Genomic DNA, 10,589 nt, shown 5'->3' with positions numbered 1-10,589 from the left:
GAGGTGTCACATCAGGGCATGATCTCGACGATCGGAATCCTGGGGATCTCGCCGGCCTCGAAGGCCGAGAGATCGACCTCGATCGCGTCGATGTCGAAGCGCACCGGCACGTCGAAGAGGAAACCGGCGGTGATCACGGCACCCGGCCCCGGCACATGCGAGGGCGCGAAGGTGACGAGGCCGGTCGTCGCGTCGCAGGAGACATGGGCCGGCTGCTCGGCCACGACTCCATCGACCGCGATCAGCACCTCGCCCGGCAGGGGCTTGGTGATTGGCCGGCGATAGCTCGTCTCACCGGAGCCATAGTGCTTGCCGAGTTGGAAGATCGCCGTTACGCCGTCGCCGGTGCCGAGCGGCTGATCGGTCGCGGCTGGCGTCTGCGAGGTTGGGCAGCTCTTCCAGTCGAGCCGGTCGCGCCAGCGAAAGCCGTAGAGACGCCCGCGCCTTTCCTCGAAGAAGGCGACGACGGCCGCCAGCGCGTCGAGCGTGCGGATGCCGAGGCCGGCATCGTAGCGCCGGCGCGAATGGGCCCAGCGGCTGTTGCGGACCTCCCGCCCCGAAGCCAGGGTGACGATCTGCGTCAAGCGCTCGGGGCCTCCGCGCGCACCCCGCGCGATGTCCGTCGGGAAGCGGATCTCGTGGAAATCGGCCATGGCCTCACGCCCTCACAACGCACGGCCGCCGCGCGCCACCGCGCGGGCGATCGCGGCCGAAACCTGCGCCTCCGAGCGGCGGAAGCTGTCGGCATCGGGCGTCGAGACCTGGACGACGACGCTGAGCGGTCGGCGGGTCTCGCCCGAGGAACGCACGCCGAGCCGGCCATCGGCGCCGCGCGACAGGGGCAAGATCGCCTCGGCGCCGCGCTCCCCCATCAGCCCGAGGCCGCGCCCGAGCGGGAAATAGGCGGGCGAGGCGATGACGCCGCCCTCGGCGAAAGGCGCGACGGGAACGCCGCCTCCCCCACCGAGTCCGCCCAGGCTGAAGCCGCCGCCGAACAAGCCGGTCAAGCTCTTCACCCCGGTTCCGAGGAGGCTCGACAGGCTGCTTTGCAGCGGCTTCAGCGCCGATTTCAGCAGCGTATCGGTGATCGAGCGGCCGACGCTGCGCAGCACGTCCTCGAAGCGCTTGCCCTCGACGATGCCCTTGGCGAAGGCGCTGGTGATCGACTTGCCGAAGCTCTCGGCCGATTTGCTCAGGCTCTGCGTTAGAGAGCCGAGCGACCGCATGTCGGACAGGCGGGAGGAGAGCACGATCTCGTCGTCGGCCATGGCGGACCTCACAGTCGGGAGAAAAAGAAAAGCAGGGTCAGGCGTCGGGATGGGCCGCCATCAGGGCTCGTAGCGCATCACGTCCCGGAGGCCCCGATGACAGGTTTTCCGCCTGATGGGCGCGCAGGGCCGCGCCGATCTCGCGCGGGGTCGCGGCCCAGAATGTGTCGGGCGGCCAGGCAAGCCGGCCGAGCCCGAAGGCCATGACCTCGCGCCAGGGAAAGGGAACAGGCTCCGCCAGCGGGGTCAGGTCGCTGGCGGCTGCGGAGGGCGGGATGACGCCTCCGCCTCCCCTGGCTGATCGCCGAAGGTCGCATCAAGCAGGTCGATGGCCGCCCGGATCGCTCCGTTGAGACCACCGTCAAAGGTCAGGCTGGCGACCTGGTCTTCACTGACGCTGCTGCCGGCACCGCGAAGCCCCGCCGCGAGGATGCGCGTCACGTCGCGCGCTGAGAGCTTCCCCCCGGCGAAGCGCTCGCCCAGCGCCGGCAGGCTGTCCACGGCGAAGGCGTGTTCGAGTTCGGCGAGAGCGCCGAGCGTCAGACGCATCGGCAGCGCCTGCCCGCCAGCCATGAGCGCGGTCTCGCCGCGATAGCGGTTGATCATGCCTGCCTCCCTCAGAGCGCGGTGAAGGCAAGCTGGCCGGCGGATTCCAGCGAAAGGTCGAACGTGACCTCGCCGGCATGGTCGCCGCGATATTCCAGGCTCGAGAGCTGGAACGGCCCCGTGACGGTGCCGAAATCAGGCACAATCACCTGCCAGTCGCGGATCGTGCCGTCGAAGAAGATCTGGCGCACCAGAGCATCCGACGCGTCGTCCTTGAAGATCCCGGCGCCGCTGATCGCCGCGCGCCGCATGCCTGCGCCAGCCAGCAATTCGCGCCAGCGGCCGACGGACTCCGAGTGGGTCACATCCACCGTTTCCGCATTGAAAGCGATCTGCCGGGCGCGCAGCCCCGCGACTGTGACGAAATCGCCCTCCGCATCCGCCGCCTTGAGCAGCAGATCCTTGCCTTTCTGAGCCGACATCCGGCGCCTCCCTGGTTCAGCGTTGACGAAATTCAGACAGTTTCGGTCACGGCGCGGAAGCGGATCGCGACGAAGGCGAGCCCCGTCATGCCGTCCCGCGCCAACCGGCTGGAACTCCAGCGCAGGTTGATGAGGCCGTGCCCGGCCGGCGCAAGCGGCGCCTCGTCCAGCGCCGCGACGACCAGCGCCGCCGCCTCCAGAGCCCGACGCGACGAAGAGCTCTCGCCGGCCCAGACGGTCAGGCCGAGATCCTGTTCGCAGCCGCGGTCGCTGCCGGTCGACCAGTCGCGCGCCTCGACATCGCCATGCACGACATAGACGCCGCTCGCCGCGCGAGGCGCCTCGTCATAGATGCGGCCGGAGCCGATCAGCGCGCTCAGCTCGGCGTCGGCCTCGAGTCGCACCTGGATCGCGGCGCGCAAGCTGAGGATCGCGTCGCTCATGGCGTGACCTCCAGAGCGTGACAGACGAGGCGGCGCCGGCTACCGTCGGGGTCGGCGACGGTGCGGATATCGAAGAGGCGCTCGCCATCGCGCAGGCGCTGGCCGGCATCGACTCCGTCGCGCCAGCGCATGGTGATGCGATGCGTCGCCGCCTGTTCCGGCCGCCCCCGACGCCAATGCTCGCTGCCCGCGAGCCATTCGACCTGTGCCCACAGCGCCGCAACGGTCTCATAGACCTGCGTCGTGCCCCCGACCCCGTCCGGCGTCGCGACGGTTGCCTCGAGTATGAGCCGGCGACGCAAGGTGCCGACGGGAGCGCGGCCTTGTTCCATGGACGCCATGGCTCAGAGCCTCGCGCGGCGGAACGGCGCGACCAGCGTCATGATCTCCGCCGGCAGCACCTGAGCATCGCGTCCGACGACATCGCCGCGCTGCTCGAACCAACGCGCCGCCAGCCGCAGGACCGCCTGTCGCAAGAGTGCCGGCACGGCCGCCGCCGTCGCGCCGAAGCCGGCGACGACGTCGATCTCGATGGCGCCACGGGCGCGGCCGATCTCGGGCACCTCTCCCACCAATCGAATGACCGGAGGATCGGCTGCCGCATCGAGTTGCAGCGCAGCCGGCGCCACAGGCTGCGCCGTTCCCAGCACGTCGTAGACGCGTGCAGAGGTAACCGCACTGACCGGCGAGAGCGGCAGGCGGATCTCGCCGCCGTCGGGCCAGCGATCGATGACGATGCGCCAGGCTTGATCGACCAGTAGCCGGCCGGACGCCGCCTCGACCATCAGGCGCGCTGCGGTGATCAGCGTGCCCAGCAGGTCGTCTTCCGCATGCTGTTCGAGGCGCAGGAACATCTTCGCTTCAGCCAGCGAAACCGGCTCCTGCGCCGGCGGGGTCAAGGCAAGCGGCGTCATGGTCGCTCCGATCTGGGGTTCAATTGCGGAGGCCGACGCGCTATCCAGCGCCTCCTGCCGTGGAGGAGCGCGATGCGCATCGGACGTTTGATCGGCCTGGCCGGTGGCCTGGCGCTGGCTGCGAGTTCAGCGGGCGCAGTGGTCGGCGGCCGCGATGGCGGGCCGGCTGCCGGCTCGACGCTGATGGTTCTCAATGCGCGCGGCGGCGTTTGTACCGGCATCGTGCTGTCGGCACGCGCGATCCTGACGGCAGCCCATTGCGCGGCCGGCGGCACCGAGCTGCGCATCCACTGGAAGGATGGTGGCGGCGAACCCGTGCTGATCGCACCGGCCTCCGTCGTCCTCCATCCCGAGTTCAAGGCCAACGCGGTCGCGGCGCGGCAGCGCTCCATCGACCTGGCGCTGGTGCGGCTGTCCGAGCCGCTTCCCGCGCGGTTCGCGCCCGCCATACTGATCGATGGCGCGCAGCCGCGCGCCGGCGCCCCGGTGGTTCTCGCCGGCTACGGCGTGTCGCGCGAGGGCGAGGCCCGCACCACCGGCGTCTATCGTTCCACGGAGCTGTCCGTGGTCGAGCCATACGGACCCGGTCGCGTCCTGCTGTGGGCGGCAAGTGATGCCGGTGGCGGCAAGCGTCCAGGCCCCGGCGCCTGCCAGGGCGATTCCGGCGGCCCGATGACCTCAGCCGATGGCGGCATCGTCGCGGTGACGAGCTGGTCGACCGGGCCTTCCGGCAAGAGCTGCGGCCTGCTGAGCCAAGGCGTCCTGGTCTCGCCGCAGCGCAACTGGATCGACGGCACGCTCGCGAAATGGGCCGAGCGCGTCTCCTGGACGAGCGGTCGCTGACGGAAAGGCTGGACTGCGCCGCCGCAGCCCATAGATTGAGGTGCCTTGGTTCACTTGGTCTGCATCATGACATTGCGTCGTCTCGCCCTGGTTCTCGCCACCGCCCTTGCCGTCGGTGCTTCGCCGGCGCTTGCCGTCGTCGGCGGCACGACATCGCAGGACGTCCGCGGGGCGCGCGCCTCCACGCTGCGTGTCGAGACCAGCCGCGGCGAGCTCTGTTCCGGAGCGGCGATCGCGCCGGAACTGGTGCTGACCGCGGCGCATTGCCTGATGGGCGGCGGCTCGGTCAGCGTGGTCAGCCTCGATTCACGCTTCCGGCCGCGCCGGCATGCCGTCATCGCCGTGCTGCCGCATCCGACCTTCGTGCCCGGCACTACGCCGCGGACCCAGCCCGGCACTGATCTGGCGATGCTGCGCCTGGGGGCCCCATTGCCGTCCGACATCCTGCCCGTGACGCTCGGCGGCGGGCTCTGGCAGGGCGAAGGCGTGACGATGGCCGGCTTCGGCCTGTCCATCGAGAACAACAAGAGCACGGCGCGGCGCCTGCGCGAGACCAGGCTGGTCAATGCCGGCAACTACACCACCCAGAACACCGTGAAGGTCGCCGTCGATGCCGATTCGCGCGGCGAGACCCCGGGCGCAGGCGCCTGCCGCGGCGATTCCGGTGGCCCTGTCCTGCGCGGCGACGTCCGCTCGCGTGACCTCGTCGGCATCGTCAGCTGGTCGAGCGGCCCGCTGAATGCGCGCGAGCGCCGCATCTGCGGCGGCTTCACCGCGATCACGCCGGTCGCCGAACATCGAAGCTGGATCTCGGAAAGCGCAGCGCGGCTGCTTGCTATGGGGCCGAATCCGCGCCCGCTCGAACCACAGCAGCCGTCGACCGGCTACAGTTGGTGGTTCTCACGCTGAGGACAGGGCACCAACGCCCCGTCCTCCGACCTCACTCACTCCCGGCGCGGGTCAGACCGCGAATCTCAGCCCCTTGATCGCGGCGAAATCCTGGACGCCGCCGCCGACGCGCTTGGTCGTGTAGAACAGCACATAGGGCTTGGCGGAGTAGGGATCGCGCAGGATGCGAACGCCCGCCCGGTCGACGACGAGATAGCCGCGCCGGAAATCGCCGAAGGCGAGCGAGACGGCGTTGTTGGCGATATTGGGCATGTCCTCCGCCTCGACCAGCGGGAAGCCGAGCAGTGTCGCAGGCGCCCCGACCGAAGCCGGCGGCTGCCACAGATACTGGCCGGTCGAATCCTTGAACTTGCGCACCGCGGCCTGTGTCTTGCGGTTCATCACGAAGGAGGCGTTCTGGCGATAGCCGGCCTTCAGCGCATAGACCAGATCGACCAGGACGTCGGAGGGGTTGGACGCGGTAAAGGCGCCGGCGACGCCCGTGTTCAGGACACCGATATTGCCCCAGCTCCAGCTCGCCTCGGCAACCGTCGGATAGGCCAGGAAGCCCTTGGGCTTGTCGATGCCGTCACCATTGACGAAGGCGGCGCCCTCCTGTTCGGCGAAGGCACTCTCCACCTCCTCGGCGATCCACTGGTCGATGTTGACGATGGCGTCGTCGAGCAGGGTCTGCGTCGCCGCAGGCATGGCGTAGAGTTCCATGGCCGGGAAGGAGAGTTCCGCCAGTGTCGGCGAGCCGGTCTGCGGGCGGGCGGCGGCTTCCGCGACCCAGCCGGAAGCGGGACCGGTCGTCGAGAAGGCCTTCTTGTAGGTGCCGGCCGAGATTGTTCTGACGGTGGCGATGGCGCGGATCGGGGAGACATTCGCCAGCCGGCGCAGGATTTCGGTCTCGACGCCGGAAGGGGCGAGATAGCCGCCATCGGGGCCGGATCCGGCCGACAGAGCCTTGCCTTCCAGCCGCTTCAGCCCGCCGGCCTCGCCACTGCGAATGTAAGATGCGAAGGCGGCCTTGTGCTCGCCGACCAGCGGGTCGCGCGGTTCGTCGCGACCGAGCGCCGGGCGGCCGCGATCGAGCGTCAGCCGGTCGATGCGGCGCATCGCATCGTCCAGCGCAGCGTCCATCCGCGCCATCTTCTCCTCGGTCAGCGGATCGGCGCCGCGCCGGGTCTCGATCTCGGCCAGGCGCTCGTCATTGCTGGCGCGATAGCTGTCCAGCATGTAGCGGAGGTCGTCGAAGGCCAGCGACAGGTCGGCGCCGGCCGCCTTGCTCTCGGGAGCGTGGTTGGCAGTGGTCATGGTCTCTCCTCGGGTGGAACGGTTCAGATTCAGGCGAAAGCCGGCGCGCAGCGCAGCGCCTTGACGGCGGAGACACGCGCCTGCGGCAGCATCGGGAAGGTGACGATCGAGATCTCCCAGAGATCGACCCGCTCCAGGCGGCGCAGGCCGCTGCGCGGTTCAGTCCGGGCCTTCTCGGAACGGAAGCCGATGGAGAGCCCGTCCACGGCGCCCTCGCGCATCAGCGCGTGGATTTCGCGGGCGCGAGCGACGGCCAGCGAGAGCTGCCCCCGCACGAAAAGCCCGCGCGCATCCTCGGCCAGGCGGATCCAGCGGCCGATCGGTTCGGCCGGGTCGTGCTGCCACAGCAGCTTGACCCCGCCCGGACCGCGCCGAACAAGGCTATCGCGGAAGGCGCCGGGCTCGACCACGTCCTTGCCGAGATCGGCGATGCCGAAGAGGCTGGCATAGCCCTCGAACAGGCCGTCGGGCCTGATCCGGGCCGGCGGCAGGGCCAGGAACTTGGATTCGCGCGCGAAGGGTCCCGTCGCGAAAGCGTTCCTCATCGGCCGCTCTCCGCGCCTTTTTCGGCTCCGGCCTTGCCGAGGCGGCCCGCGCCGACTTCCAGCCGGGCGAGGTTGCGGACGAAGCGACCGAAGGTCTCAGCGTTCGCCGACCCACGCCCCGGCTTCTGCGGCTGGGCCCGGCGCGCACCGGAGGATGGCGGCGGCGATGGCTTCTTCTCGCCGGAACGTGTCATGGCTGGTCCCCCTCGTGACGGGCATTGAAGCGGTTGAGCTCGCGCACGAACTCGTCGAAGCGCCGGTTGGCGGCGGTCAGTTCGCGCAGCACGAGCCAGGTGAAGGCCGACGCGCAGGCCGCCCAGAGCAGCAGGCCGAGATGGCCGACATCGGCGCGCCCGACGAAGGCGGTGACGATCTGTTCGAGCAGGTTCATGGGGCTCCTCCACCACCGGTCGGCGCCCGGCCGTAACCGACCGCCTCACGCTTCTCGTCCTCGCTGAGGAAGGTCGCGGCCGAGAGTCGGCGCCAGAGCGATTCCCGCTCCTCGGCGAGCGCCTCGATGGCATCGAGATCGGGTTTCAGCGTCAGCTCATCGCCGAAGGCGGGCCCCAACCATTGCGCCAGCGACTGCGCCGTGCGCCTGACCAGCGGAATCGCTGTCTGGCGCCAGAAGGCGCGGTTGGCCTCGGCGAAATTGGCGTGGGTGTTGTCGCCGGGCAGGCCGAGCAGCAGCGGCGGCACGCCGAAGGCGAGCGCAATCTCGCGGGCCGCCACGCCCTTGGCCGCGACGAAGTCGAGTTCCGCCGGCGTCAGCGACAGCGGCTTCCAATCGAGGCCACCCTCAAGCAGCATCGGCCGGCCGGCATTGCGGGCGCCCTGGAAGCTGTCCTCGAGTTCCTGCTTCAGCCGCTCAAACTGCGCATCGCTCAGGCTCGATCCGTCCGGGCCGTCATAGACCAGTGCGCCCGAGGGCCTCGCAGCATTGTCGAGAAGCGCCTTGTGCCAGTGGCTGGCGGCGTTGTGGATGTCGAGCGAACAGGCGGCGGCCTCGATCGGTGACAGGCCGTAATGATCGTCGACGGGATGAAACAGGGTCAGATGCAGGATCGGCGGCAGCCCGCCCTCGTCCTGCCGGAAGCGGATGGTGTCGCCGCCGACAGTGTAGTCGTAGGCTTCGGGCCAGCCGTCGCGTCCGGGCACGATCCGCATCCGGTCCGGCCGCAGCGCGTAGAGTTCACGCGGCTCGCGGCCTGCGCTCGCGGCCTCGACATAGGCGTTGCCGGCGACCAGCAGATGGCCGAACAGCATCTCTCGGAAGGCGATGCCGCCCTGGCGCGGATTGGGCCGGTCGATCAGCGCGAGCGCCGGATGCTCCGGCATCTCGCGCGCCCCGACCTTGGCGATGAGCGGCGTCTGCGCCGCAGCTTCCGCGATCAGCCTGATGCAGCGATGCACCACCGGGTTGCGCTCATAGCCCTCGCGGGCGAGCGCCGCGTAATCGCGGGGCGTCCAGACCGGACGACCGGCCTCGTGCAGCGCGATCAGCGGCCCGACGCGCGAGCGCTTGCGTTCCGGCGCGGCGAGGCCGCGCAGGTGGCGTAGGAGATTGAGCATGAAGGTCTCGCTGTTCGAATGATCCGCGCGTCATGCTCGGGCTCGACCCGAGCATCTCTGGAAAGAGATTCTCGGGTCTGCGCTTCGCTTCGTCCGAGAATGACGTCCTTAGATTCCCCTCACCCGCGGCCGGCCCTTCGGGCCCAGCATCAGATGGGTCAGCGCCCAGACCAGCGCGTCGAGCCGGTCCGGCGAGCGGCCGGAGCTGAGGCCGCCCGGCCCGAAGTCGCACATCTCGTCTTCCAGCGCCGGGAAGGCGCCGGCATGGCGCACCCTCCCCTGCGCATAGAGCGCCGCCACCGGCTCGGCCCTGAGATATTTGCCGCGCGTCGCCCGGACCGCCGTCACCGGCACGCCCGGATCGACCTCGCGGATCACGCTCTCGGCCATCTCGCCGCCCTGGTTCACCTCGACGACCAGCGCATCGGCCTCGAAGCGTTGGTAAAGCGCCACGGCCTTTGCGGCCCATTCATGCGGGCGGGCGCCCGAGACCGTGCCGTCCTCCAGCACATGGCCAGTGCCGTCGCGATCGACACCGGCAACCACAAGGCCGCAGGAATCGGCCCGCTGCGAGGACGAGGCCGGCGGATCGATTGCGACGACGATCCGCGCCAGAGCGGGCGCCGCCGGCTCGCGGCAGGCCTCGATCATGGCGCGCGTCCAGAGCGCGTCCGCGCTTTCCTCGACGAGTTCGCCGTCGAGTTCCTGCCGGCCGAGCCGCGTGCCGCCATAGGTCTGCGTCACGCTGCGAATGAAGTCGGAGGCGAGGTTGAGGCGGTTCGCGCTCGTGGCCGCCCGGCTGATCGCGACATGCGGATCGGCCAGAAGGCGCTTGATCAAGGGCACCGGGCGCGGCGTCGTCGTGACGATCTGGCGCGGCCTGTCGCCGAGGCGAAGCCCGAATTGCAGCATGTCCCAGCACTCCTGAAGATTCGGCCATTTCGCCAGTTCGTCGGACCAGGCGGCGCCGAATTGCGGGCCGCGCAGCCCTTCGGGGTCCTCCGCCGAGAAGGCCTGCGCGATCGCGCCATTGGGCCATTCGAGACGCCGCCGGGACGGATACCAGCTCGGCCGTTCCCATCGGGTATGGATCGAAAGCAATCCGGAGACGCCCTCGATCATCACGTCGCGAACCTGTCCTTGGGTCTCGCCGACGAGAGCGATGCGCTCCGTCCGGGCATCGGCATAGGGAGGATGGCCCAGCGCCATGCCCTTGACCCATTCCGCGCCGCTGCGGGTCTTCCCGGCGCCGCGCCCGCCGAGAACGAGCCAGACGGCCCATTGCGCCCGCGTCGGCGGCTCCTGATCCGGTCTGGCCCAGATGACCCACTCGGCGACGATGACCTCGTACTGGTCAGGCGTCGCCGTCGCCAGCAGTTGCCGGAGGAGCGGCACCCGCCTCTCTGGCGGCAAGGACTTCAAGACGTCGTGCAAGCTCCTTTCGGAGTTCGGCGACGTGACGCAATCCATCGGCAGGCGAGAGATCATCGTTCGACTTTTCCTCCCGGCCAGCCGTCGTCGCTTCGAGTGCCACGAGTTCGCGGACGGTGCGGGCGAGCACGGCCAGCGCCTTGGCGTCGGACTCGCTCGCCGCCACGCCCTTCGGTAGTTCGTCGAGACGCGCCTCGTGCGCATCGAGCTGGCGCTGCGCCGCGCGCCAAAGCTTCGTCACCACGACCTTGCGGCCAACAGACAAGCGCCTGGCCTTCGCGACCGGCAGCGCCGGCGCGTCGTCTTCGTCATCGGTCATGAAAACCTCCAAGCGGGCCGG

The 10,589-nt window shown here is 69.8% G+C and carries 17 protein-coding genes; 2 read left to right on the top strand and 15 right to left on the bottom strand.

Going from position 1 to position 10,589, the window contains the following annotated elements:
- Positions 1–11: 11 nt before the first annotated feature.
- From AC1RMY_RS13755 to AC1RMY_RS13720, 8 genes are read right to left on the bottom strand one after another with little or no spacing between them, the layout of a single operon-like run.
- Positions 12–653 (bottom strand): phage distal tail protein, Rcc01695 family, encoded by a 642-nt coding sequence (locus AC1RMY_RS13755; RefSeq protein ID WP_492865271.1) that lies wholly within the window; start codon positions 651–653, stop codon positions 12–14.
- 12 nt (positions 654–665) lie between these two features.
- Complete coding sequence (locus tag AC1RMY_RS13750) at positions 666–1,268, bottom strand: phage tail tape measure protein (RefSeq protein ID WP_492865270.1); 603 nt, start codon at positions 1,266–1,268, stop codon at positions 666–668.
- A 37-nt stretch (positions 1,269–1,305) separates the two neighbouring features.
- Positions 1,306–1,509 (bottom strand): phage tail assembly chaperone, encoded by a 204-nt coding sequence (locus tag AC1RMY_RS13745; RefSeq protein WP_492865325.1) that lies wholly within the window; start codon positions 1,507–1,509, stop codon positions 1,306–1,308.
- Between the two features lie 5 nt (positions 1,510–1,514).
- Positions 1,515–1,874: a gene transfer agent family protein gene (locus AC1RMY_RS13740; protein WP_492865269.1), complete on the bottom strand. Its 360-nt coding sequence runs from the start codon at positions 1,872–1,874 to the stop codon at positions 1,515–1,517.
- Positions 1,875–1,885: 11 nt separating this feature from the next.
- Positions 1,886–2,296 carry a phage major tail protein, TP901-1 family gene (locus AC1RMY_RS13735; RefSeq protein WP_492865268.1) on the bottom strand — a complete coding sequence of 137 codons (411 nt, stop codon included), beginning with the start codon at positions 2,294–2,296 and terminating at the stop codon, positions 1,886–1,888.
- A gap of 32 nt (positions 2,297–2,328) precedes the next feature.
- A complete protein-coding gene (locus AC1RMY_RS13730; protein ID WP_492865267.1) occupies positions 2,329–2,739 on the bottom strand; it encodes a DUF3168 domain-containing protein in 411 nt (136 codons plus the stop codon).
- Positions 2,736–3,080, bottom strand: coding sequence for a phage head closure protein (locus tag AC1RMY_RS13725; protein WP_492865266.1), 345 nt, complete (start codon positions 3,078–3,080; stop codon positions 2,736–2,738). The genes AC1RMY_RS13730 and AC1RMY_RS13725 overlap by 4 nt, the downstream gene beginning before the upstream one ends.
- Before the next feature lie 3 nt (positions 3,081–3,083).
- Positions 3,084–3,653: a head-tail connector protein gene (locus AC1RMY_RS13720; RefSeq protein ID WP_492865265.1), complete on the bottom strand. Its 570-nt coding sequence runs from the start codon at positions 3,651–3,653 to the stop codon at positions 3,084–3,086.
- 72 nt (positions 3,654–3,725) lie between these two features.
- Here AC1RMY_RS13720 and AC1RMY_RS13715 point away from each other — a divergent pair, with 72 nt between their 5' ends.
- Both AC1RMY_RS13715 and AC1RMY_RS13710 read left to right on the top strand, forming a co-directional pair.
- Complete coding sequence (locus AC1RMY_RS13715) at positions 3,726–4,496, top strand: S1 family peptidase (RefSeq protein ID WP_492865263.1); 771 nt, start codon at positions 3,726–3,728, stop codon at positions 4,494–4,496.
- Between the two features lie 66 nt (positions 4,497–4,562).
- Positions 4,563–5,405 (top strand): S1 family peptidase, encoded by an 843-nt coding sequence (locus tag AC1RMY_RS13710; RefSeq protein WP_492865261.1) that lies wholly within the window; start codon positions 4,563–4,565, stop codon positions 5,403–5,405.
- A gap of 51 nt (positions 5,406–5,456) precedes the next feature.
- On the opposite strand, the gene AC1RMY_RS13705 is transcribed toward AC1RMY_RS13710, so the two are convergent.
- The 7 genes from AC1RMY_RS13705 to AC1RMY_RS13675 form a co-directional block, all read right to left on the bottom strand.
- Entirely contained in the window at positions 5,457–6,701 is a 1,245-nt protein-coding gene (locus AC1RMY_RS13705) for a phage major capsid protein (protein ID WP_492865259.1), read from the bottom strand.
- A gap of 29 nt (positions 6,702–6,730) precedes the next feature.
- Positions 6,731–7,246, bottom strand: coding sequence for an HK97 family phage prohead protease (locus AC1RMY_RS13700; protein WP_492865257.1), 516 nt, complete (start codon positions 7,244–7,246; stop codon positions 6,731–6,733).
- Positions 7,243–7,440 carry a hypothetical protein gene (locus tag AC1RMY_RS13695; protein WP_492865255.1) on the bottom strand — a complete coding sequence of 66 codons (198 nt, stop codon included), beginning with the start codon at positions 7,438–7,440 and terminating at the stop codon, positions 7,243–7,245. The genes AC1RMY_RS13700 and AC1RMY_RS13695 overlap by 4 nt, the downstream gene beginning before the upstream one ends.
- Positions 7,437–7,637 (bottom strand): hypothetical protein, encoded by a 201-nt coding sequence (locus AC1RMY_RS13690; protein WP_492865253.1) that lies wholly within the window; start codon positions 7,635–7,637, stop codon positions 7,437–7,439. Before AC1RMY_RS13690 ends, AC1RMY_RS13695 begins: the two co-directional genes overlap by 4 nt.
- The gene (locus AC1RMY_RS13685) at positions 7,634–8,818 is read right to left on the bottom strand and encodes a phage portal protein (protein ID WP_492865252.1); all 1,185 of its coding nucleotides are present in this window, start codon (positions 8,816–8,818) and stop codon (positions 7,634–7,636) included. The genes AC1RMY_RS13690 and AC1RMY_RS13685 overlap by 4 nt, the downstream gene beginning before the upstream one ends.
- Before the next feature lie 108 nt (positions 8,819–8,926).
- Complete coding sequence (locus AC1RMY_RS13680; RefSeq protein ID WP_492865250.1) at positions 8,927–10,213, bottom strand: DNA-packaging protein; 1,287 nt, start codon at positions 10,211–10,213, stop codon at positions 8,927–8,929.
- Positions 10,173–10,568, bottom strand: coding sequence for a hypothetical protein (locus tag AC1RMY_RS13675; protein ID WP_492865248.1), 396 nt, complete (start codon positions 10,566–10,568; stop codon positions 10,173–10,175). Before AC1RMY_RS13675 ends, AC1RMY_RS13680 begins: the two co-directional genes overlap by 41 nt.
- Between the last annotated feature and the right edge of the window lie 21 nt (positions 10,569–10,589).

The organism is Allobosea sp. GW822-FHT03F07, assembly GCF_058801345.1.
Note: the sequence above shows the minus strand (reverse complement) of the source record. Positions and strands in the feature narration are given on the sequence as shown.

Bases quoted from the DNA above. Each gene is read 5' to 3' on its own strand.
- AC1RMY_RS13755 (WP_492865271.1), bottom strand. From the start codon at position 653: ATGGCCGATTTCCACGAGATCCGCTTCCCGACGGACATCGCGCGGGGT.
- AC1RMY_RS13750 (WP_492865270.1), bottom strand. From the start codon at position 1,268: ATGGCCGACGACGAGATCGTGCTCTCCTCCCGCCTGTCCGACATGCGG.
- AC1RMY_RS13740 (WP_492865269.1), bottom strand. From the start codon at position 1,874: ATGATCAACCGCTATCGCGGCGAGACCGCGCTCATGGCTGGCGGGCAG.
- AC1RMY_RS13735 (WP_492865268.1), bottom strand. From the start codon at position 2,296: ATGTCGGCTCAGAAAGGCAAGGATCTGCTGCTCAAGGCGGCGGATGCG.
- AC1RMY_RS13730 (WP_492865267.1), bottom strand. From the start codon at position 2,739: ATGAGCGACGCGATCCTCAGCTTGCGCGCCGCGATCCAGGTGCGACTC.
- AC1RMY_RS13725 (WP_492865266.1), bottom strand. From the start codon at position 3,080: ATGGCGTCCATGGAACAAGGCCGCGCTCCCGTCGGCACCTTGCGTCGC.
- AC1RMY_RS13720 (WP_492865265.1), bottom strand. From the start codon at position 3,653: ATGACGCCGCTTGCCTTGACCCCGCCGGCGCAGGAGCCGGTTTCGCTG.
- AC1RMY_RS13715 (WP_492865263.1), top strand. From the start codon at position 3,726: ATGCGCATCGGACGTTTGATCGGCCTGGCCGGTGGCCTGGCGCTGGCT.
- AC1RMY_RS13710 (WP_492865261.1), top strand. From the start codon at position 4,563: ATGACATTGCGTCGTCTCGCCCTGGTTCTCGCCACCGCCCTTGCCGTC.
- AC1RMY_RS13705 (WP_492865259.1), bottom strand. From the start codon at position 6,701: ATGACCACTGCCAACCACGCTCCCGAGAGCAAGGCGGCCGGCGCCGAC.
- AC1RMY_RS13700 (WP_492865257.1), bottom strand. From the start codon at position 7,246: ATGAGGAACGCTTTCGCGACGGGACCCTTCGCGCGCGAATCCAAGTTC.
- AC1RMY_RS13695 (WP_492865255.1), bottom strand. From the start codon at position 7,440: ATGACACGTTCCGGCGAGAAGAAGCCATCGCCGCCGCCATCCTCCGGT.
- AC1RMY_RS13690 (WP_492865253.1), bottom strand. From the start codon at position 7,637: ATGAACCTGCTCGAACAGATCGTCACCGCCTTCGTCGGGCGCGCCGAT.
- AC1RMY_RS13685 (WP_492865252.1), bottom strand. From the start codon at position 8,818: ATGCTCAATCTCCTACGCCACCTGCGCGGCCTCGCCGCGCCGGAACGC.
- AC1RMY_RS13675 (WP_492865248.1), bottom strand. From the start codon at position 10,568: ATGACCGATGACGAAGACGACGCGCCGGCGCTGCCGGTCGCGAAGGCC.